Raw genomic sequence first — 22,157 nt, 5'->3', positions numbered from 1 at the left:
TTACTTCCAACCTACTTCATTAAATATTTTAATCGCCTGGGCATTGTTCACACCAAGTATGGTCAAATTAATATCCTGCGCTTTAAAGTCTCCCCACGACTTTAACAGATCGGAAGGAGGTACCGCTGGATTTACCGGATACTCATTATTACCTTCCGCAAATTGTCCCTGTGCCTGCACGCTGGATAAAAATTCAATGAACTTCACCGCGTTTTCTTTGTTTTTCGCATACCTTGTTACTCCGACACCGCTTATATTAATGTGGGTCCCATTGGTCTGCTGGTTCGGGAAGAAAACACCTACTTTTTCTGCGATCTTTACATCTTCGGGATTGGACGAATTTAATAATCTGGCATAATAATAGGTATTGACGATAGCAATATCTCCTTCGCCAGCCACGAGGGCCTTGATCTGGTCAGTATCGCCACCTTTAGGATTCCTTGCCATATTGGCAACGATTCCTTTCGCCCATTCTTTCGCTTTTTCCTCACCGTTTAACTCGATGAATGAAGCCAGCAACGATTGGTTGTAAATATTACTGGAAGAACGGACCAGGATCCTCCCCTTCCATTTCGGATCAGTCAAATTCTCATAAGTGGACAGCTCGGAAGGGCTCACACGGTCTTTGGCATAGGCGATAACACGTGCTCTTTTGGTTAAGCCAAACCACTGATTATCCACATCACGCAATTGTTCTGGTATATTTTCAGCCAATGTTTTGCTCTCTACAGCTTGCAATAATCCTCTTTCTTTCAGACGATACAAATTACCTGCATCCGCCGTCATAAATACGTCAGCTTCAGTGTTTGCTCCTTCACGGTCAAGGCGCTCCATCAACTCATCGCCTTTTCCTTGAACTACATTAACTTTGATACCAGTTTGCTCTGTAAAAATTTTATAAAGTTCCGCATCGGTATCGTAGTGTCTGCTAGTATACAGATTAACTACACCTTTATCTTCCGCTTGTTCATTGTTGCTAGTAGATTTGTTAGCTTGAGAAGACGATTCAGTGGTTTGCACACCTTCTGTGCCGGAGCATCCCGCCAAAACCAACAATGCTACTAAAAAGATGGCTCCCAAGAAGAGAAATTGTTTTTTCATGATATGTATCCCCCTTACGTTACAATAAGAGATTGTTCTCAACTACTAATTATAATGATAATCATTATCATGTAAAGAAACTTTTTTGCTTTACAGCTAAGAGTGTTAGTGATTTGTCACTTTTACCCTTCATCTGCAGAAAAAAAGTTGGAAAACTTAGATTGATAAATTGTAGGACTAGGCGATTTTTCCAAATAAGGATCGATACTGTCAGATGAGGAATCACTTGTGTACGAATTTGGAAAAGGGTATAGTATTTGTATCATTGTAACAATGAAAAATTTTCTAAAGGTTAGGAGACGCTGATGTTAAAGCTATTCGTCATTCTCGGCAGCTTAAATATGTTTTTGTCTGTGGCATTAGGAGCTTTTGGAGCCCATGGCCTGAAAGGGAAAATTTCTCCCGATTTGCTGGCTATTTATCAAACAGGCGTTCAATATCAAATGATTCATGCGATTGCCCTGATCTTTATTGCCATTTTATCTGACAGATTGGGGGCCATATCACTCATGAATTGGTCAGGATGGTTGTTTCAAATCGGAATTCTTTTATTTTCAGGAAGTTTGTATGCTTTAAGTATAAGCGGGATTAAGGTCCTAGGAGCAATTACTCCCTTCGGGGGAGTAGCCTTTTTACTTGGCTGGATTTTGCTTGCGTTAGCAGCCATCAGAGGGTGAGTACTCCTACGATCCCATAAACTAACTTCTGTTAAAACAGCATATCCAGCATGGGGAAGTCGACCTTGAAGGTTCTCCGCTACTCACTAAAATTATCCATTTATAAACAAATGGAGGAGTGGGAGAAATGCGAGTGCAAAAAATGGGGTAACAGTTTGGTAATTTGGCTGCCGAAGCCTTATGAGAAGCGATTTCGATAAAATAAGGAAGCGAACTGAAATTTGAGGTAAGAGATGATACCCTAATAATTGGCAGTGAAAGAGGGTCAACACATTCTCACATAAACGTAACAAAAAACCCTTGATTATCAAGGGTTTCAATCTCTTATGTATGGTGACTCGGACTGGGTTCGAACCAGCGACCCCCACCCTGTCAAGATGGTGCTCTCCCGGCTGAGCTACCGAGTCACATCTATTAATAGAAATGGTGGGCCCTACAGGACTCGAACCTGTGACCAATCGGTTATGAGCCGACCGCTCTGACCAACTGAGCTAAAGGCCCACAGAACATACAAAACAGTGTTAAAAGTTGAAGAATTTCATATATGGCGGAGCTGACGGGATACGCTCACTTCGTTCCCGACTTCGACGCCCCCTACGCCTCTTACGAGGCTGGTTTCGAATCCCTTTGATTAAAGGGCTACGAAGAATTTCATATATGGCGGAGCTGACGGGATTCGAACCCGCGATCTCCTGCGTGACAGGCAGGCATGTTAGGCCAACTACACCACAGCTCCACTTTGGTTGCGGGGGCAGGATTTGAACCTGCGACCTTCGGGTTATGAGCCCGACGAGCTACCGGACTGCTCCACCCCGCGTCATTACATGCTGAAATAAATGTTTTTTTCAGCGACAAGACTAAATATACACCATTTCACGAAAGAAATCAACCCCCTAATCGCAAGTTTCTGATTCCAATTATTTTATTCGTCAAAAATTCACTCGTGAATGATACATAGCTTTTTTCTCATGATTATACCTCAATCGTTCTACGGCACAAGTTAAAATTAACTAGAGGCTAATCACCACTTATCTCCCACCTTAGAAGTAGAAGTCATAGTGGCGATTAGCCATCGGATTAATGAATACTTAGACTATCCTACGTTCTTGTTTTTTTCATCAACCATTTCTATCCGTTGCTTTCTCTGTTCCAATTCCTGTTCCTGTTCATCCCTAAGACGATGGGCTAAGCGACTGGATGCTGAGGCTGCAATACTGGCGACCAAATCATCTAAAAAAGTATGAACTCCTTTTCCACTCTTCGTATCGAGACGTTTAATAACTCCAATCTTTTGTTTATCAAGGTGACCGAACGTGGTTACCGCAATACTTCCATAGCCAAATACGGAACCCAGTGCTAACGTTTCATCACAGCCAAATAATCCCTCATCACTTTCTACTAAAGACTGAAGTGGTTCAGATAACATCCCCTTTTCAGCAAGGACATCCAATTCTACTCCAACAAGAATGGCATGCTGCAATTCTCTCTTTTCCAAAACCGCTTCAACACTTTCTACGCAGGATTCCATCTTTAGATCTACGTTGTATGGTGCCTGCATCAGATATACCACTTCGGCAATATCTTCAACGGTAACCCCTCTATCTTTTAAACGCTTTAAACAAGCTTCTTTTACTTCTTTGCTGTGAACTTGTCTCATCATGATTTGAGTCCCCCTCGCCATTTACGGTATACTAACATCATATCATATTTATCGTAAAATGTGTCTGAATGATAAACTTTCGGCAGTATGCAAATGGTATGAGATTTGCTAAAATTTAGCTAAGAATCGTATTGGAGGGATTGGTTTGAAATACGGAATTGTGATTTTCCCTAATAAGAACGTACAAGATACGGCCAACTCATATCGCAAAAGATATGACAGCCATTATGCATTAATTCCCCCTCATCTAACATTAATTGAGGCTTTTGAGGCGGATGACCCTCAAATAAAGGAATTAACCCCATCAATAAAAAAAATAACAGAAAATACAAAGCCATTTATACTTCAGTTTCATAAGGTCAGCACCTTTCACCCTACAAATCCAGTCATTTATTTTGCAATAAAAGAAGAGACTGAGATCATTAAGCTTCATCAATCTCTTAGAAACGAAATAAAAATTCCCATACCAACTTCATATCGTTTTATTCCTCATCTAACCATTGGTCAAGACATGTCAACCTCTGAACTTCTCGATGTATATGGCAGATTACGAATGAACAAATTCAACCTGGAAACTTATGTGGACAGAATTCATTTGGTCTATCAGTTAGAAAATGAGACCTGGAGTGTATATCAAACTTTTTTATTAGGAGAAGTGGAATGAGAACGACAGATCAATTAACATTTAAAATCGCCCAAAACAAAGAAGATTGGCAAGACGCCCTTAAGGTGAGGAAAAAGGTGTTTATCGAGGAACAAAACGTACCTGAAGAGATTGAAATTGATCAATACGAAGAAATTTCCACCCATTTTATTGTCTACAATGAACAGTTGCAGCCCGTTGCAACTGCCCGATTTAGATCCTATGATGAAACAACGGCTAAAATCGAAAGGGTTGCCGTACTTCCTGAATTAAGGGGAACTGGTTTGGGCAGAGAACTGATGTTATTCTTGGAGAAAGCGGCAAAAGAGGCTGGATACACAAAGGCAAAATTAAACGCTCAACTTCACGCAGAACCCTTCTATAAAAAATTGGGATACTCTCAAATTAGCGAACTGTTTTATGAAGCCAATATTCCCCATGTCACCATGGTAAAGGATCTATAGTTAAGCATTTTCCGCTAATTGTTTTAATTGATTGACAATCTCAATATTCACATATTTTAAACCGATGTCACCGTGGAAAATTTCACCATTTCTTTCTCCATGGAAATCTGAACCACCGGTCATTATCAACCCATATGTAGACGCTAATTTAGAATAGCGATTTACTGCGTCATCGCTATGATCGGGATGAAACACTTCTATACCCTTTAGACCATACTGAATCATCTCTTCAATTAACAAATCATCATCATATAAACCGGGATGGGCAACCACAGGAACACCCCTTGCCTCTTTGATCAAGTCAATGGCTTCAAAAGGGGATATCCTGGGAGGATTCACATATGCCCTTCCCTCTTTTCCCAAATATTGACGAAAGGCCTCTTCCATAGAAGATACAATTCCTTTTTCCATTAATACTTCCGCTATATGAGGCCGCCCGATATTTCCTTCGTTATCTTTTTTTCTAGCGTATACCTCATCCATTCCAATAGAAAGGCCCAACTCATTTAATTTCTTCACCATCATCTCGTTTCTTTTATCTCTGGTTTTCCTTAATTCTTTAAGCTTATTTAAAAAACACGGATCATCTTTGTCCACATAATACCCCAACACATGGATATCTTGTCCTTTGAAAATTGAACTGATTTCTATTCCCGGAACAACCACAATATCCATTTCTGTTCCCGCTTTCATCGCTTCGTCCAAACCGGCAACTGTGTCATGGTCAGTAATGGCAATTGCCTGTAATCCCTTCTTCTTTGCCCGAATAATATTATCTGAAGGAGAGCATTTTCCATCAGAAGCAGTCGTATGCGTGTGTAAATCAGCCCACATAAAAACACCCCCATCATAATCCCTTCGTTCATCTCTATAGATCGCAAAATGATAGCGAAAGTGAATTAGGTATAAAAGTTATAAACCATGCCTAGTAAAACATAAAGTGTAAATATGTAATCTGAATATGAAAAGGGAGGATTGATTTATTTTATGCAAATTGGCCGTTCTTTACTTGCCGGAAAGACAAAACCGTTTTCAGTGGTAGATCGCACATTATCAGAAAGAGGGTTTAAAAAAAATGGAGAGAGCATGTCTCCCACATATTCACTAAAAATCACCGATGTATCAACAAATATTACCTACCAATTGCGAATACCCACTAAGGTTATTTCCTCCAGCCTCTCCATTGAATCCTTAGAAAAGCAACCGGTAAAAATTGGTCAACCCAGTATAGAATCAAAGGGTCATGTAAAAAAGCGTATTTCTCATTTCCATATACCCCACTCTATTAGAGAAGCAGCAGAGCATAAAATTGCCGAAATCGCTACTTATTTAGACAATTGAAGCAAGAAGCAAACCACCATTGTGGTTATTTGATCTGTCAATCTTAATTGCCAAGAATATTGTAACCGGCATCAACATGAATAATTTCACCAGTAATTCCCCTGGATAGATGGCTAAACAAGAAAAGAGCGGTATCCCCAACTTCACTTTGATCAACCGTTCTGCGAAGGGGTGCTTTTTCCTCAATGACTTTTAGAATACTGTTAAAGTTGCGTACTCCCTTCGCCGCCAAGGTCCTTATCGGGCCGGCGGAAATAGCGTTGACACGAATATTGTGGGGCCCCAGATCATTTGCCAAATACTTGACGTTCATATCTAAGGCAGCCTTGGCCACTCCCATTACATTGTAATTGGGGACGACACGTTCTCCACCCAAATAGGTGAGTGTGACAATGCTGCCTCCCTCAGTCATGAGCGGCTTGGCTTCTCTGGCAACGGCAACCAGAGAATAGGCACTAATATCCTGTGCCAAGGCATAACCATCTCTGGAGGTTTGTAAAAATTCTCCCTCCAATTCTTCAGTCTTGGCAAAAGCAATACAATGGGCAATCCCATGAAGTACACCTACTTTTTCGCGAAGGGTTGAAAAGGCATTCTGAATATCCTCATCTTTGGTAACATCACATGGAATAAGTATTACTTCCTCTTGAGGCAAGGTCTCCGCCAATTCCCTTACATTTTGTTCAAGACGTTCCCCCTGATATGTAAAAGCTAAGGTGGCTCCTGCCTTACTCAAAGATTGAGCAATCCCCCATGCAATACTTCTTTTATTCGCCACTCCCATGATCAAAAAATTTTTCCCCTGCAATAGCTGATTCATTTCTTTTCCTCCTCTATTCAGACAGTTAGAAATCATTATATCATTTGATCCCCTTCAATTTCAAATGATTCATTTGTCACTGACTGAATGATGTAGGAGGCTTAAATAGAAAAAATCGGCCACATAGCCGATTTCAGTATTAAATATATTATCCTATTTATTCAATGATGGAGCGGAAGACGGGATACGCTCGCTTCGCGCCCGACTTCGACGTCCCCTCCGCCTGTTCCAGGCTGGTTTCGAATCCCCTTGACTTAATTCCGGGGATGTTTATTCAATGATGGAGCGGAAGACGGGATTCGAACCCGCGACCCTCGCCTTGGCAAGGCGATGCTCTACCCCTGAGCCACTTCCGCAGATTGGTGCGGACGAAGGGACTTGAACCCCCACGGTGTTGCCACCACTAGAACCTGAATCTAGCGCGTCTGCCGATTCCGCCACGTCCGCATGTATAGGTGTGTAATATCATTTTATCCATCATGTAAAAAAAGTCAAGAAAAAGAAATTCTTGATGGAACCATGGTAGCGGCGGAGGGAATCGAACCCCCGACCTCACGGGTATGAACCGTACGCTCTAGCCAGCTGAGCTACGCCGCCACAATGATGATGCCGCTGATAGCACAAGACATAATTTATCATAACCGTTATAAATTAGTCAATAGAATTTTTTGGAATCCAGTTCCACTTCTATAGAAATGAATTTCGTCTGTGAAAATTTTTCTTTCCCGAAAAAAAGGAAAGAATATTATACAATTGGACAAGACTTCGCTATAATTAAAAAAGAAACGGTACAATATGAGAAAATCATAGGAGCTATTACATGCTAAAAAAAATTCTAAGAAGTTTACGCTTACAATATCTCAAATTATTGCGTACGAAAGGGGCTCCAGCCATTGTTGCGCGAGGATTTGCCATCGGCATCTTCATTGAGTTTATTACCTTGCCTACCTTGGGTGTTGCCGTTATTCTATTGTATCCATTGGTTCGATTGTTCAAAGGGAATCTGCCGGCATCCATTATCGGATTTATCATCGGAAAATTTATTATTCCTCTCTTTCTATACTTTAACTTAAATACAGGAATGATATTAATTGGAGATAAGGTCACCAAAGAGATGACCGAAGTTTCAGGATTAGCTCTGCTTAAGGAAAAGGGAGTTGCCCTTATCTTAGGAAGTGCCATCAACGGATTCATTGTGGCTATTTTTAGCTTTTTTCTGGTATACATTCTTTTAGGATTATACCGAAAAAAGAAAGAAAGGAAATTAATGGAAAAACATTTTAACGACCAAGGGAAATAATCCGTATAAAACAGATAAAGGAGAGTTCCCCATGTACACGAAAGAAACGATTGAAAAATTAATTGGACACAAAGGATTGCTTCGAATTTCATACATTAATGGAGATGATGAACTCACTTCAGATAGTGGTGTGATCCAATCCATTATTCGGGATGCCATGATTTTTGAAGTAAAGGACGGAACCATTGATCATGGAAGGAAGAAGGTTATATATTTTCGGTATATAAAGAATATTGAAGCACCTTGACGCAGCAAAAAGGTGACCTAATGGTCACCTTTTTTCAATCCCTCAAAAAGTATGGGCAGTATGATGCAGGAGTCAGTTTGTAAACATAAGATTATCGGGCCGAACCACGGATTCAATCACGCCCTTGGGAGCCTTGTATCCTTGTTCGCGAAGAACCTCTTCAAAGGCAGACAAGAATAAAACCACATTGCGGAGCTGACAGGAATATCCCATCAATCCTACTCTCCAAATCTTTCCTTTTAACTCTCCCAATCCTCCGCCGATTTCAATGCCATATTGATTCAACAAATTTTTACGGACAGCCAAATCATCTACGCCTTCAGGAATCACGATGGATGTCAGTTCAGGCAGTCTCTTTCCTTCCTCTACGTGAAGTTTTAACCCCATGGCCTCTATTCCATTTTGCAGGATTTTTCCATATCTCCAATGGCGTTCGATGGTTTCTTCCAATCCATCGTTAACAATGATTCTTAGAGCTTCCCTTAAAGCATATACCATAGAAATTGGAGCCGTATGATGATAAAACCGTTCTTTGCCCCAATAATTTTGGATCATAGAAAGATCTAAATACCAACTTTGTACCTTGCTTTTTCTCCTTGCCATTTTTTCAAGGGCACGTTCATTGAATGTAACAGGAGACAATCCAGGAGGCGCACTGATACACTTTTGTGTTCCGCTGTAACAGGCATCGATTCCCACTTTATCTATGGAAACATGAATTCCACCCAATGAAGTTACCGCATCAACCAGCAGTAATGCCCCATATTGATGGACAATATCCGCAATCTCCTGTAATGGTTGCAGAACTCCAGTGGATGTTTCTGCATGGACGACTGCTACAATGACTGTATCGGGATGAGCTTTTAGGGCCTCCTCGATCTGTTCAGGATATATGATATCCCCCCATTCCCCTTTTACCTGGACCACTTCCGCTCCACAACGCTCTGCAACATCCACCATACGGGTTCCAAACAATCCATTCACGCCAATCATTACTTTATCTCCTGGCTCCACCAGGTTTACAAAAACCGTTTCCATTCCAGCACTTCCCGTCCCTGACATAGCGACGGTCAATCGATTTTCCGTTTCAAAAACAATCCTCATCAACTGCATAGTTTCATTCATGATCTCCAAAAATGAAGGATCTAAATGACCTACCAAAGGAGTAGCCATAGCCTTTAGTACATGTGGATGAACATCACTAGGTCCCGGTCCCATCAATATTCGAGAGGGTGGTTTTAATTCAGACAACATCAAACTTCACTCCTTTTTTGGGCATCAGTCTATCCAATTGATTCCTATTCAAATCTATTATACATAACCAAGCCAATTCCACCAAGTAATGGCTAAAAGATAGGTCACGATAATACTTGCAAGGGTTAACCAAACCCCTGGCTTGAAAAAATCCTTTTGTGATAAAAAACCGGTCCCGCAAACAATCACTCCAGGGATGGTTTCCACAACAAATAAGAAGCCGAACAAGGAAGTAATCCCTGCTACAACACCCAATAACATTACAGGTGCACCGACTTGAGCACCAATGGCCAGAACTATCGGTACAACCGTCAACACAGCGGTTGAAACATTGGATGTGACCTTGTGCAGGAACTGGGTGAATACCGACACTGTCAGGACTGAGATTGCTGGAGAAGAAAATAAAAATAATGTAACATCAGTTTTTACCCAATTGGAGATACTATCAACCGCACCCGTTTCATAGAGGGCTTTCCCCAATGACAGGGTAATCGCCAATAACAGAAGTGTGCCAAATTTCACTTCCAACATCTCATTCCAATTGACAATGCCAATTTTGGGAAGTCCCATTAACACGGCTCCCATCAGAGCAGGGATCGCAGGAGGCCAACCGTGAATGGATTCCATGGTCCATAATAAAAAGACAAAAACCAATATGAAGATGGCCTTCATTTCATTCTTGTTTAATGGACCCATCTCCTTAATCAAATCTCCGATTTTTTCTCTCATATCTGGAAAAGAGTCAGATTCTACAGGAAACGATTTGTATAATACATACCAAGTAATGGGAATCATAAATAACCACAATGGAAATCCAATAATCAGCCAATCCAAATAAGTGACCTGTTTCCCTAAATAATAATTGATCAACTCCACGGTGATTACATTTCCAATGGCAGCCGGGATAATAGCGGTTCCACTTATCGTTGCTCCGTATGTAAGTCCCAGCATCAATTGTTTAGTCATGGGATTTTCTCGGGTTAAACCAAGGATAGAAACAATAGAAAAAGTAATGGGAAGAACCATCGTCGTCCGGACAGCAGCGGCAGGGATAAAAAATGCCATCAACTGCGGGACCAAAATAATCCCTGCCAATACCCCACCTTTTTTGTGCCCTAAATGATAGAGAAGAAAATAGGCAAGTCTTTCCCCCAGGGAAGTAGATTCTACCCCTTTGGCTAACATCATTCCAGCTACAATTAAGAATATGGCTGGCGAAGCAAATCCCGAGAGTGCCGTTTCAAAAGAAACCGAACCCGTAACAGGAAGAAGAAATAGAACCAATATCGCCGTCAAAGAAAAAGGGATAGGCTCAAATACCCATAGGATAATGGCACCTGTGGTAATGGCGATGGTCATTTTTGCCTCATAAGGAACTGAGGAAGGCAATTCAAAGTAAATAATAGCAAACGCAACCGCTGATAATATAATAATTATAAATTTTCTCACAGAAAAGACCCCTATCAATTTCCAGCCAAAAATTCTTTTGTTTTTCTTTTAAGGCTGTCCTTAATAAATTCTTCAGTTCCGTCTATATTCTATATAAAGCAAGAAGCCTACAAATTTCATGTAGACCTTAACGGGATGATCCTTTTTTTCTTAACTGATAAAAACTGAAGATTCTCCCCCAGGATTTTTCCAAGGGTTACAAAAGTAAATAAACCAAACCAATCCACCTAAATAGGCATAAGCTGCAAATCGGGGATAGGAAAGTTTTGAAATTCCAGCAAAATAAGCGGTAGTCCCCGCAGAGATGGTTCCAAGGTAGCTGATGAGAATCGTTAATTTGTACTCAAAATGCCCGGTATACACCAAAAAAACGGAAAAAGTAAGGAGCGTTTCCTCTGGAACCGGAAATCCGATTCTACCCATTTTTCAAATTCATCCAGATTTCAAACGGGTTAAATCGACAAGGAACCCGCCACCTTTTAGCGGACTGCTCCCTTTTTCCAACAAGTTCAGGATCTGCGATAGTGTATAGGAAGAATTATATCCTTTAAGAAGAGCAACGGCACCCGTAACATGGGCACAAGACATGGAAGTTCCACTTAAATTCCGATAGGTACCATCCAACCATGTCGACAAGATCGACACACCGGGGGCGTAAAAATTCACACCTTCTCCTCTGCTGCTAAAGGAAGCAATTTGATTGGATTTCGTCGTTGCACCGATACCAATGACTCCTGGATATTTGGCGGGATACTCCGCATCCCCGCCGGAATTCCCGGCAGAAGCAACCAAGATAATTCCAGCGTTTCTTGCTTCAGCTACCCCGAACTCCAAAATATTGCTTGGATCAGGAGTCCCAAAGCTCATATTCATCACCTGCATGTTGTGTTGAATGGACCACTCGATCCCCTCAAGTATATCTGAGAGAAAAGCGGAACCATCACTTTGAAAGCTCTTTACGGCATATAATTCCACTTCTGGAGCAGCACCTGCAATACCCAAATGATTTAACGAGGCACCGATGGTTCCAGCCACATGGGTTCCATGGCCGTTTTGGTCCCCAGAGCCGGAAACGAAGGAAACGCTCTCCTTCACCCGATCCTTTAAATCAGGATGGTTAGCATCAATACCGGTATCAATTACCGCCACCTTAACCCGATTCCCTTGGCTGATTCCCCAAACATTTGGAGCACCAATTCTTCGTATTCCCCAAGGAATAAAATCACGCTGATGGGTAGAAAATTGAATATTATCTTCCATTTGAATCCCGTAACGGGTTGAAACCTTCCATCTGGTTTCAAGGGTATGAACATACTCCACCGGTATTGAAACAACTTTTAATCGGGGCAAAATTTTGCAATCTTTTACCTGCCGTTTTTTCAAAGCCTTGCAAAAATATTGAAAGTCTTGATCCTTTTCAAATCTTACAACCTTGTGTATGATCCTCACTCCCTCATATGACAAATCACTTTATCATATGAGAGAGAAGTGAATGTGGTGAATCTCGTTTTGATACTATGGACCAGGTTTCATATAGAATGCCAAAATTTTCCCGTTTTTATCGGCCTGAATAATCATCATTCCATTCTTAAATAAATAGGTAACGAATGTGTTCGGTTCACCGTTCACAGATCTGCCGATGACCTCTTTATTGGGAATGCCATAAAGCTTTACAGCTGACTGAATAGATTGGCCGGTCTTAAGCCCCTCTCTGGTTTGAACGGTCTGGGATTTACCCATGTCATACACTTCAAAATAATTGATTTTCCCTCCACTCTGCCGAATAACCAAGTTTCCATAATCCAATACATCTGAATTTAAATTTCCTGATAATGGATTCCCTATCCATTCAACCAATTGATTGACGGAGGATGTATTTAAATTTTTCCCATTATAGGTAACAACCAGTTCCTTATCACTCTTTTTTCCCTGTTTATAAATGGTAATTTCCTCTACTTTGTCCTGATAGAAATAAATGTCCGCCTTCCCACGATATTTCCAGGTAACACCACTACCTTGGTTTACTTCATCCGGCTTACCCAGTTTCTTTGCCACATCTTCCTGACTTTCCCCTAAAGAGACACCTGAAAAAGAAAGAGAAAAATGAACATTCTCCTGCTGGCTCTGATCTGGTTGAGTGGAAGCTGGGTTCTCCGGGTTTATCGTTTGTTGATCTGCCAGTTTCAACGTTGGGGTCTCCTCTGGTTTTTGGGTTGGCTGATCAACAGGTTTCACCATTGGTTCGTCCACCGGTTTGGCAGCAGGTGCCACCGTCGCTTTAACAACCGTCTTCTGCTCAGATGACTGCTTGGTTATTGACGGAGCCATGGATGGCTCAGGTTCCTTCGGAGGTTGATACTCAATTCTCATTTGATCGAACAAATCATCGATGCTTATAGTGCTTCCGTCTCCGATCGGCAAAGGAGACCCCCCTTCTTTCAGCGGTTGTTCAATCATATTGGAGTCCTCCGCTTCAGCAAAGGCTTTAGTAGTCTCCATCCGCTCAGAAGCCAGTTTCCAAAGGTCCCCCTCTTTTTCAACCAATATTCGCCATTCCTTTTTGTCTCTGTTGGTGGTTCCGTTTATCCTCTTTTCAAGTGACACATCCAAATAAACTGTAGCTGTATCCCCATTCAAAAGGATCTCTTTAATCTGTATATTTGTTGCTTTTATCTCATCATTCTCATCCATTGTTTTGGAGAGCTTCAGATTTTCCTGATAGGACGAATTCGTTTTGGCCAAGTATAAAGAGGTGGCATAGGATGAAAAATCCACATTCCGATACTGATCGGTTACATGGAATAAGGTTTGAGTCATTTCCGTGATCTGTTCTTCAATACCGGGAACTGAAGCCGTTTTGGCTTGGGTGTTATTCTCCTTGCCACATCCGGAAAGAACAACCATCATGGCAAAAGCTAGGAATAAAAAAATCCATTTCTTCTTTTCCATAGATCAAGACTCCTCTCCGTGTATCAAGACTCCCCCCGAACAAACATCGTTCTCAGCATCACTTTAACTGATCACAGAAATGATATCCCTCATATCCTCCAAAATATAATCAGCATGTAATTTTTCAAAGGTTTCCCTTGCTTTCTTGCCGGATAAACCGGTTAATGTGGCCGCAAAATGGGCGCCAATCGCCCGGGCAGCCATATAATCTGCCACGGAATCCCCCACGATTAAAATATTGGAGCCATCCCGTAACGGCAGGGATTGTTTCAACACCTCATCATCCGGCATATTTTTCGTAAAGATTCCCTTGACATAGCAAAATGGCTGGGGCTTTGCCAAAGGGGCGTGTTCGGGATGAGCCTTTTCAGCATCCAATACATCCGAGGCAGTTACGATTCGTTCTCTTTCAAAAAAATCAAGAAGTTCCAGCTCCCCCAGGGGGACCATGGTTTCAATCGTGGGACGTCCAGTTCCAATTCCTAAAGAACATCCCATCTCCTTTAATCGAGAAAAGACTTCCCTCATTTCTTCAGGAGGAACAATAGGAATCTCTTCCTTCAAAAATCCTCTTTTCCCCTTTGTTCTCGCTTCTCTGCCGATGGATTTGGCAATTAATTGATCCCCTAAATACCATTCCTGAAACGTTTCCTGGCAAACATTCCACAACCTGCTGTTTCTTGAGAAAATGGATGTGTCTACTCCGATTTTCTCATGGGCAATCGTATTTAAATAAAGAAGCAATTCCTGTTTTTGTGCATCCCCTTTTGAAAAATCGGCCACAAATCGTGAAAAATCAGGCTGGTATCCCAGATCCTTTACTTTTTGTGCGATCATTAGAATCTCATCCACACCAATTTGCCGGGTTAAAATATTTTCGACAAATCGCTTATCCACCTTGGAATACTCAGCCAGCAGCAGAATCAATTGATGGGAAAAAGTTAAATAAACCATATCCCAGTTGGAGTTAATTCCCCTGCTTTTCATAAATGACAGAATTTCATCATCATGAAACATGCGGCTCCGAACCTGCCTAATCAGATCATGATCAGGAGAGGGAGTAAATGGTCCGGGCAACCCCAGGTAATGTTCATGAAACAACAGTTCCCAAACCGTTAACGCAGAGGCATCAAAATATCTCTCCTCACTAAGAAGAACCCCATCAATATCAAACAAAATCAAATTATACATACCTACCTCCAAATATCAGTTGATTTACTCACACGAACAGGAGCAGTTGACAAAAATTATAACGGTTCCTTAGCTGATCGCCAAGTCTTAATCTCAAAAAAATAAGCCTTCCCTCAAGGAAAGCTTAGATGATAAAAGTTTGTTCGGGTTCTTGTTTTGGATTCTTCTCCTGATCGTTACCGTCTTTTCCGTTTTTACTTCCGGATTGTTTTCCCATTTGTCCGGCCATCTTCTCAATTTTATCTAATGCCTGTGGGGCTAATTCCAATATTTTCTCGTAAATATGGGTTTGCCCTTCAAGAGAAATGGATTTGATTCCATTTTTCCCGACGACTAAAAAAGCCACCGGGGTAATGGATACTCCTCCACCGCTTCCTCCGCCAAATGGGTAACCGTTTCCCGATTGATCACCGCCCACTCGATTTGTTCCTCCTTGTTTGTCTCCATTTGGCTCAAATTCCGTTCCACCAGCGGCAAATCCAAAACCCACCCTGGAGATTGGAAGAATCACGCTTCCATCAGGCGTTTCTACAGGGTCTCCAACGATGGTATTTACATCGATCATTTCTTTTAAGTTTTCCATTGCGGTTTTCATTAAACCTTGGATAGGATGTTCTGCCATGGTTTCTCACGCCCCTTTTGTCTATTGAATAGGAGTTGAATACCTGCTAACATAGCATACCCCACACGAAATCTTACTATACAAGTAAACTCCGTGGTTAACGTGGAAAATTGAAAATTTGCAACCACATTTAATCTTGGAACGGTTCGTAACTTCAAATAACGGGTTATAGAGCCCACAAGCATGGTTTTTATTCCCCAAATCACCCCTGTCAACATTCCGGTATCCGCAGCCTCTCCCGTACCGATGCGGGAAAACCATTCCAGTTTTTCCAAGCGAATATGATTCATAAATGTTTTCATAATCACCTTGACATCGTGAAAGTTTTTTAAAAACCGCCGGTAGGATTGATACCAAGAAATAATGGTTGAAGCATTTACACTTTTTCTTTTGACCTTTAAAGGCTTCCCAACCTGCCCTAACTCTGTTTCCTCCTTCACTGCTACCCCAGTAAAAATTCCCTTCCAGTCAACCAAAGGGTACTCCCTGCGAATATGCACCAAACCAAATAACCACTGGAAATCAATCCCTAGACGATCATTTTCCCCTTCCCTTAAAAAGTGGATCCCAATCCGAACCGATGAACATAGAATAAATAAGAAAAGTAGAAGCATCGTACTGATTATCCATAAGAATATGCCCATATATTTTGATAATCCTCCATTTTTTTCCTAGTATGAGGGACAATGAGTAATTTTATTCAACGGAATAAAAGAAGAAAAGAGGAATCAAAGATTACTTTGAAGAAAAATTATAGATGTGGAACTAACCGGCTTTAATTTTTTAGGGGGGGCCAACATGATTGATCATTTTGTGCCGTTTTTGGTATATCTCCATGATTATGATGAACAGGAGTGCCATTTTGATTTATTCCATCGAATGGAGCCGATAAAAAAATGGAGAAAACCGCTGGAAAAGTTAAACGCTCATATGCCCAGACGTTTTTTTGATTTTTTGTACAACCGCAATGTCCTTTATATCGTCAATCAAGGGGAAGTTCAATATGAGCCCATATTCAAGCGGAAGGTTGGGGTCGGATTTAGCATCAAGTATTTGGGGGAAACGATTTCCTTTGATTTATATTTTGCCAAAAAATCCTACCGGTTATGGCAACACGTGGTGTATATTATGGAAGATCTATGGTTGGAGGAATCGATTTTTCAGGAAATGGTATACCGGTTGGAAGGCCTTACTCAATTCCGTTATTTAGGGAAAGTCAGCAATCCAAAAGAAGCTGTTTTAATTGGAGAAAACCAGTATATCGAATTTAAACGGGACTTCCTGTTTTCAAAGGGGAAATTGATCAGAACCGTGGTAGCCTTTGCCAATACCAATAACGGCAATCTTTTTCTAGGTATTGATGATGACGGAAAAATTATTGGAATCGATGACGATATTGCCAAATATCAAAATGAGGATAAATTTCTCCTGGCGGTGACCCACTTCTTGCAGGAAAAAATTACTCCGCTTTTATCCCCTTTTCCCACATTAAGAATCGTTCCTGTGGAAAATAAAAGAGTCCTTCATATTTATGTGGAAGAAGGAAGTGATTTATATTGCGCCCTTGAGCATGATGGTAAAAAAAACGTCGTCATTCGTACCAACAATCAATCCATTCGCATAGAGGATCCGCAAAAAATCGGGGAATTATATGTCAAAAGAAAATTAGGAAAGGAAATTGGTCATCGACTTGGGCTTTTATAGACATAGGATACCACATTCCACATGTGTCTAACCAACAGTTTCTATAGCTTGTAGGGGTAATGTCCAAAGGACTATTCTTTATAGAATTGTTTGGCCATTGAGATAAATTCTCGCACACAAAAGGGTAAGTATTTATTTTTTTTCCATATCATCCCTAATTCCAGGTTAACTTTAGATTGGTACATAGGGAGAGCGATAATTTTTCCACTACTTATTTTTTCACATATTTTTCCAGGTAATAACGCGACTCCCAATTTTGCTTCTACCAATTCGATCATTAAGTCTTTTTGGGATGTCTCGCATACTACATTTGGCTGAAATCCATTTTTTGCACATTCTTCAATAATTCTGTCATAAAGCGAAAAATCCTTACGATATAAAATAAAGGATTCGTTTTGTAGATCTGAATAATGGATGATCCTTCTTGAAGCTAAGACATGTTCACGATGCACAATTAACATGAGTGGATCGATCAACAGTTTTTTAAATTCAAAACTGTCGCTTTGAATGGGTACGCTACAAATTAACCCGATATCTAATGACCCGTTTTCTACTTCTTGTTTAATTACTTTTGTTCCTGCTTCCTCTAAAGTGATCTCGACCAATGGATAAACTTCTTTAAACTGACTGATTAATTTTGAGAAAAAAGCAGCCCCCACAATCGGCGGAATTCCAATTCTGATTTCTCCTTTTTTTAATTCCATCACATCGTTTAGCTCAGAAGTAAGATTGTGAAATACTTCCAAAACATTCTTTGCATTGACTAAGACTGCTTTTCCGGCATCCGTTAATTCTAACTGCTTGGAAGAACGATAAAACAAAGGTACGCCCAACTCCGCTTCTAAACTTTTAATTGCTTTACTGATGGATGGCTGTGAAACGTGTAGAGCAGAAGCAGCCTTTGTAAAGCTCAGATGTTTAGCTACCTCTGAAAAATATTCTAGATGACGAATATCCACCTGGAATCACCCCACTTTATAACTAAAAGGCATAATAGAGATTCAAAATATATATTTTTGATATAGTATCATTTATTATATACTAATTACAAACCAAACAAAGCCTACGGAATGCTTTTCTCTTCGGTTTTTTCAAAATTTAGAAATTAATAATATTAAGGGAGGAGTTATAAAATGAACGATTTTATAAAAGTGGGTAATCTTAAAGTAGCACAAGTTCTTTATGAGTTTATTAATTCAGAAGCCCTTCCAGGCAGCGGATTGACCAGTGAGCAGTTTTGGTCCGACTTAGATACCTTGATACATGACTTGACACCAAAAAACAAGGCGTTGTTAGCCAAGCGCGATGAAATGCAAGAGGCAATAAATAAATGGCATCAGGATCATAAAGAAAGTTTTGATTTTGGAAAATATAAATCATTTTTGCAAGAGATTGGCTATCTGGAACCAGAGGTAGAAGATTTTGAGATTACCACCCAAGGGGTAGACGATGAAATTACGGTGCAAGCCGGACCACAGTTGGTTGTTCCGGTCAGTAATGCCCGTTATGCTCTTAATGCGGCGAATGCTCGCTGGGGAAGCCTTTACGACGCACTGTACGGAACAGATGCGATCGATGAGGACGGAGGAGCGGAACGCACAGGCACTTACAATCCGAAACGTGGTGAAAAAGTCATTGCCTATGCCAAAGAATTCTTGGATCAAGCAGCACCCTTAACAAAATCCTCACATAAAGACGCTGTACAGTATTCGATCGCCAATGGACAATTGTCTGTTTTACTTAGAAATGGAGAAACAGCCGGACTTAGAGATAATTCAAAGCTTGCGGGCTATCAGGGACAGCCTGAGGAACCTTCTGCAATATTATTAAAAAATAACGGCTTGCATATTGAAATCCAAATTGATCGCAGTCATCCTATCGGCAAAACGGATCAGGCGGGCGTCAAAGATATTATCATTGAAGCGGCTCTGACAACCATCATGGATTGCGAGGACTCTGTTACTGCTGTGGATGCAGAAGATAAGGTAGAGGTGTACAGGAACTGGTTGGGCCTAATGAAAGGAAATTTATCCGCTACCTTCGACAAAGGTAATAAATTAATGACACGGACCCTTAATCCTGACCGTACCTACACATCCCCCTCTGGAGAGAAATTTAGCTTGCGTGGGCGTTCACTCTTGTTTGTCCGTAACGTTGGACATTTGATGACAATAAATGCGATATTGGATCAGGCAGGCCAGGAGGTTCCTGAAGGGATTTTGGATGCTGTTATCACTAGCCTCATCGGGAAGCACGATCTCTTGGGAAACGGCAAATATCAAAATTCCTCTAAAGGGTCAATCTATATTGTTAAGCCGAAAATGCATGGATCGGAAGAAGTGGCTTTTGCTAACGAACTATTTGACCGTGTTGAAGACATGCTTGGCCTGGAACGCAATACCCTTAAAATAGGTGTGATGGATGAGGAACGTCGCACTTCTTTAAACCTGAAGGCTTGCATTCGACAAGTGAAGGATCGAGTTGTATTTATTAATACGGGATTCCTGGATCGAACCGGTGACGAAATTCATACTTCTATGGAAGCAGGACCTATGATTCGCAAAAATGACATGAAATCATCAAGATGGTTACAAAGCTATGAACAATCCAATGTGAACGTCGGATTAGCCTGTGGCTTTCAAGGGCGTGCCCAGATTGGTAAAGGAATGTGGGCTATGCCAGATCTGATGAAGGAAATGTTGGAGCAAAAAGTTGGTCATCTCAAAGCAGGCGGGAATACTGCATGGGTACCCTCACCTACTGCAGCTACATTGCACGCTCTCCATTATCACCAAATTGATGTGAAGGAAGTTCAAAATAAATTAAAAGAAACCATTCGAGATCTCCGGGATGATATTCTGGACATTCCTGTGGCTAAGAACCCTCAATGGAGTCCTGAAGAAATCCAACAGGAACTGGATAACAATGCTCAAGGGATATTAGGTTATGTGGTCCGTTGGGTAGAACAAGGGATTGGCTGTTCCAAAGTGCCTGACATTAACAACATAGCCCTTATGGAAGATCGTGCCACATTGCGTATCTCCAGTCAACACATGGCAAACTGGCTTCACCATGGCATTTGTACGAAGGACCAGGTCTTGGAAACGATGAAACGTATGGCCAAAGTGGTGGATGAACAAAACGCAGGAGATCCCGCATACCGTCCTATGGCTGAGGATTATGATAACTCTGTAGCATTTCAAGCTGCCTGCGATTTGGTCTTCAAAGGCTATGAACAGCCAAATGGTTACACCGAGCCAATATTGCACCGCCGTCGCCTGGAATTTAAGGCCAAGCTGGCAGCCGAGAAGGCATCCCTAAAACGATAAGCTGCGTTTTTGTGAAAATAGAGGGTTCCCCAAAGTATTTAGGGGTACCCTCTTATTGATGGAAACCCCTCTCCAAATCCTTTACTAAATCATCGATTAATTCTTCCTGAAAGCCTGCTTTTCGATGGATTATCATCAAATCACGGATTCCAGTCAGTTCATTTGCACTTATGGATGCCAACTTCTTAATCCGGGTATCATTTAACTTAACAGTGGAAATGCACTTTGCATAATCTTCCGTACCATATCTCCACATTTTTACTGAACCTGGATACCTATCAATTAGACGTTGAGCCATTTGCAGTCCTTCAGGATCAAAATCCCCGGAATAGAATATGGTTGTCCCGTTTGCCACCAGTTTATCTAACATTAATAATGCTGCTAACTTAAATTGACCATGGGTGCAAATCATTGGAGGAAATTTTAATGAGCGTGAGTGACGTTGTACTTCTTCCAGATAATCAAGAACCGCCGAAAAAACACCAGAATTTTCGATGACAAATACAACATGGGGTGTGGATTTCATTGTTTGGGAGTTTGCTGGAAGAAAGTCTCGAACCCGCACGATTTCTCTTAGAGGAACATTAAGGATATTTCCATTTTCCCAAGCATTTACCCACATCGGAATCGGGAGATCCCCATTAAAGCCTATGATCCCTGTGCACGTCACGAAATTTAAAAGATCATCACGAATCAAGCCAAAATAATGAAGCAACTCTGTAACCTCTTCTGCAGATGGTGAGGAGATAATAGGATTTCCTACTTCTTGATGACGAATCCATTGCAGGGCTGTAATAAAGAATCTTCCCTGTTCTGAATCTACATCGAAACCATGGGGATCCCCAGTTATTTGACTAGCAAATACTGAAAGGCGTTTATCGGGCTGTGGTAATTGGGAGATCCCTTGCAAGACATGGGTTAATTGCATTCTCAATGCTGAGGGATCTTTATCATACGCCATGTGAATCCCACGGCTTCCAGTTCCTTTTTCTATAACGGATGTCAGCCATAATTGACAGTACGGGTGTGAATGATCAGCGATCAAATCCATAAAAAACTTCTGTTTTTGCAACTCATATAAGCTTTTTTCTTCCTGATTACTTAACAGCTCTTCACCAATATAACCGTCAAGAATTTGTTTAAAGTCTACCCCTGCAAATTTCGTATGCTCTAGGCTTTTCGCAAATTTAGCCAATGAAATGACTACGGTTTCTTGATTAGAATAATCGTTTCGGAAAAATAAGGAGAGGGCCTCCCTCTCCTGATTGGTAAGATTGGTAAGTGTTACACTTCCGCCAATTCGCCCTAATCCTTTATATTTTTGGATAAAAAGATGAAAGAGTCGCTGAAATCCCTTCTCTTTTTGAAAGTATTGAACGGCCTCCATTACTTTATGGTCCATGTAA

At 41.1% G+C, this 22,157-nt stretch carries 22 protein-coding genes and 7 tRNA genes; 8 read left to right on the top strand and 21 right to left on the bottom strand.

Annotated elements, in window-relative coordinates:
• On the bottom strand, positions 1-1,101 hold the full coding sequence (locus L1765_RS08815) for a Fe(3+) ABC transporter substrate-binding protein (RefSeq protein WP_236406403.1): 1,101 nt from the start codon (positions 1,099-1,101) through the stop codon (positions 1-3).
• Between the two features lie 305 nt (positions 1,102-1,406).
• Between L1765_RS08815 and L1765_RS08810 the strand changes: the two genes are divergently transcribed.
• Positions 1,407-1,778, top strand: coding sequence for a DUF423 domain-containing protein (locus tag L1765_RS08810; protein WP_236406402.1), 372 nt, complete (start codon positions 1,407-1,409; stop codon positions 1,776-1,778).
• A gap of 331 nt (positions 1,779-2,109) precedes the next feature.
• Here the strand turns inward: L1765_RS08810 and L1765_RS08805 are convergent.
• The 5 genes from L1765_RS08805 to L1765_RS08785 form a co-directional block, all read right to left on the bottom strand.
• Positions 2,110-2,185 (bottom strand) — tRNA-Val (locus L1765_RS08805).
• Between the two features lie 17 nt (positions 2,186-2,202).
• A tRNA-Ile gene (locus L1765_RS08800) sits at positions 2,203-2,279 on the bottom strand.
• A 157-nt stretch (positions 2,280-2,436) separates the two neighbouring features.
• A tRNA-Asp gene (locus L1765_RS08795) sits at positions 2,437-2,514 on the bottom strand.
• 4 nt (positions 2,515-2,518) lie between these two features.
• Positions 2,519-2,595: transfer RNA gene (locus L1765_RS08790), tRNA-Met, on the bottom strand.
• A gap of 276 nt (positions 2,596-2,871) precedes the next feature.
• Positions 2,872-3,438: a phosphatidylglycerophosphatase A family protein gene (locus L1765_RS08785; protein WP_236406400.1), complete on the bottom strand. Its 567-nt coding sequence runs from the start codon at positions 3,436-3,438 to the stop codon at positions 2,872-2,874.
• Between the two features lie 145 nt (positions 3,439-3,583).
• Between L1765_RS08785 and L1765_RS08780 the strand changes: the two genes are divergently transcribed.
• Together L1765_RS08780 and L1765_RS08775 are read left to right on the top strand one after the other, a co-directional pair.
• Positions 3,584-4,102, top strand: coding sequence for a 2'-5' RNA ligase family protein (locus L1765_RS08780; RefSeq protein WP_236406398.1), 519 nt, complete (start codon positions 3,584-3,586; stop codon positions 4,100-4,102).
• Positions 4,099-4,545, top strand: a complete 447-nt coding sequence (locus L1765_RS08775; protein ID WP_236406397.1) for a GNAT family N-acetyltransferase — start codon at positions 4,099-4,101, stop codon at positions 4,543-4,545. Before L1765_RS08780 ends, L1765_RS08775 begins: the two co-directional genes overlap by 4 nt.
• On the opposite strand, the gene L1765_RS08770 is transcribed toward L1765_RS08775, so the two are convergent.
• Positions 4,546-5,379 (bottom strand): PHP domain-containing protein, encoded by an 834-nt coding sequence (locus tag L1765_RS08770; RefSeq protein WP_236406396.1) that lies wholly within the window; start codon positions 5,377-5,379, stop codon positions 4,546-4,548.
• Between the two features lie 153 nt (positions 5,380-5,532).
• On the opposite strand from L1765_RS08770, the gene L1765_RS08765 reads away from it, so the two are divergent.
• Complete coding sequence (locus tag L1765_RS08765) at positions 5,533-5,886, top strand: hypothetical protein (protein ID WP_236406394.1); 354 nt, start codon at positions 5,533-5,535, stop codon at positions 5,884-5,886.
• A 43-nt stretch (positions 5,887-5,929) separates the two neighbouring features.
• Here the strand turns inward: L1765_RS08765 and fabI are convergent, their stop codons facing one another.
• The 4 genes from fabI to L1765_RS08745 all read right to left on the bottom strand — a co-directional run bounded on the left by fabI (position 5,930) and on the right by L1765_RS08745 (position 7,303).
• Complete coding sequence (gene fabI, locus L1765_RS08760; protein WP_236406392.1) at positions 5,930-6,706, bottom strand: enoyl-ACP reductase FabI; 777 nt, start codon at positions 6,704-6,706, stop codon at positions 5,930-5,932.
• 281 nt (positions 6,707-6,987) lie between these two features.
• A tRNA-Gly gene (locus L1765_RS08755) sits at positions 6,988-7,062 on the bottom strand.
• A 4-nt stretch (positions 7,063-7,066) separates the two neighbouring features.
• A tRNA-Leu gene (locus L1765_RS08750) sits at positions 7,067-7,153 on the bottom strand.
• A 73-nt stretch (positions 7,154-7,226) separates the two neighbouring features.
• A tRNA-Met gene (locus L1765_RS08745) sits at positions 7,227-7,303 on the bottom strand.
• 223 nt (positions 7,304-7,526) lie between these two features.
• Between L1765_RS08745 and L1765_RS08740 the strand changes: the two genes are divergently transcribed.
• Positions 7,527-8,006 (top strand): DUF2062 domain-containing protein, encoded by a 480-nt coding sequence (locus L1765_RS08740; RefSeq protein WP_236406390.1) that lies wholly within the window; start codon positions 7,527-7,529, stop codon positions 8,004-8,006.
• Positions 8,007-8,037: 31 nt separating this feature from the next.
• The gene (locus tag L1765_RS08735) at positions 8,038-8,253 is read left to right on the top strand and encodes a hypothetical protein (protein WP_236406388.1); all 216 of its coding nucleotides are present in this window, start codon (positions 8,038-8,040) and stop codon (positions 8,251-8,253) included.
• Positions 8,254-8,325: 72 nt separating this feature from the next.
• Here the strand turns inward: L1765_RS08735 and L1765_RS08730 are convergent, their stop codons facing one another.
• From L1765_RS08730 to L1765_RS08695, 8 genes are all read right to left on the bottom strand, one after another.
• The gene (locus L1765_RS08730; protein WP_236406387.1) at positions 8,326-9,507 is read right to left on the bottom strand and encodes a pyridoxal-phosphate-dependent aminotransferase family protein; all 1,182 of its coding nucleotides are present in this window, start codon (positions 9,505-9,507) and stop codon (positions 8,326-8,328) included.
• 57 nt (positions 9,508-9,564) lie between these two features.
• Positions 9,565-10,956, bottom strand: coding sequence for an SLC13 family permease (locus L1765_RS08725; protein WP_236406385.1), 1,392 nt, complete (start codon positions 10,954-10,956; stop codon positions 9,565-9,567).
• Positions 10,957-11,106: 150 nt separating this feature from the next.
• On the bottom strand, positions 11,107-11,379 hold the full coding sequence (locus L1765_RS08720; RefSeq protein WP_236406383.1) for a hypothetical protein: 273 nt from the start codon (positions 11,377-11,379) through the stop codon (positions 11,107-11,109).
• Positions 11,380-11,388: 9 nt separating this feature from the next.
• Positions 11,389-12,339, bottom strand: a complete 951-nt coding sequence (locus tag L1765_RS08715; protein WP_236406380.1) for a S8 family peptidase — start codon at positions 12,337-12,339, stop codon at positions 11,389-11,391.
• Between the two features lie 132 nt (positions 12,340-12,471).
• The gene (locus L1765_RS08710; protein WP_236406378.1) at positions 12,472-13,905 is read right to left on the bottom strand and encodes a hypothetical protein; all 1,434 of its coding nucleotides are present in this window, start codon (positions 13,903-13,905) and stop codon (positions 12,472-12,474) included.
• A gap of 63 nt (positions 13,906-13,968) precedes the next feature.
• A complete protein-coding gene (locus L1765_RS08705; RefSeq protein WP_236406375.1) occupies positions 13,969-15,096 on the bottom strand; it encodes an HAD family hydrolase in 1,128 nt (375 codons plus the stop codon).
• Positions 15,097-15,220: 124 nt separating this feature from the next.
• Entirely contained in the window at positions 15,221-15,718 is a 498-nt protein-coding gene (gene ytfJ, locus L1765_RS08700) for a GerW family sporulation protein (RefSeq protein ID WP_236406374.1), read from the bottom strand.
• On the bottom strand, positions 15,691-16,362 hold the full coding sequence (locus tag L1765_RS08695) for a DUF2953 domain-containing protein (protein WP_236406373.1): 672 nt from the start codon (positions 16,360-16,362) through the stop codon (positions 15,691-15,693). The genes ytfJ and L1765_RS08695 overlap by 28 nt, the downstream gene beginning before the upstream one ends.
• 154 nt (positions 16,363-16,516) lie before the next feature.
• Between L1765_RS08695 and L1765_RS08690 the strand changes: the two genes are divergently transcribed.
• A complete protein-coding gene (locus L1765_RS08690; protein WP_236406372.1) occupies positions 16,517-17,422 on the top strand; it encodes an AlbA family DNA-binding domain-containing protein in 906 nt (301 codons plus the stop codon).
• Positions 17,423-17,493: 71 nt separating this feature from the next.
• Here the strand turns inward: L1765_RS08690 and L1765_RS08685 are convergent, their stop codons facing one another.
• Complete coding sequence (locus L1765_RS08685; protein ID WP_236406371.1) at positions 17,494-18,381, bottom strand: LysR family transcriptional regulator; 888 nt, start codon at positions 18,379-18,381, stop codon at positions 17,494-17,496.
• Positions 18,382-18,555: 174 nt separating this feature from the next.
• On the opposite strand from L1765_RS08685, the gene L1765_RS08680 reads away from it, so the two are divergent.
• Entirely contained in the window at positions 18,556-20,751 is a 2,196-nt protein-coding gene (locus tag L1765_RS08680; protein ID WP_236406370.1) for a malate synthase G, read from the top strand.
• Between the two features lie 52 nt (positions 20,752-20,803).
• Here the strand turns inward: L1765_RS08680 and L1765_RS08675 are convergent, their stop codons facing one another.
• On the bottom strand, positions 20,804-22,153 hold the full coding sequence (locus tag L1765_RS08675) for a TIGR02679 family protein (RefSeq protein WP_236406369.1): 1,350 nt from the start codon (positions 22,151-22,153) through the stop codon (positions 20,804-20,806).
• Between the last annotated feature and the right edge of the window lie 4 nt (positions 22,154-22,157).

Origin of the sequence: Microaerobacter geothermalis (genome assembly GCF_021608135.1) — a bacterium.
Taxonomy (GTDB): domain Bacteria; phylum Bacillota; class Bacilli; order DSM-22679; family DSM-22679; genus Microaerobacter; species Microaerobacter geothermalis.
This window is presented reverse-complemented; position numbering and strand designations above follow the sequence as displayed.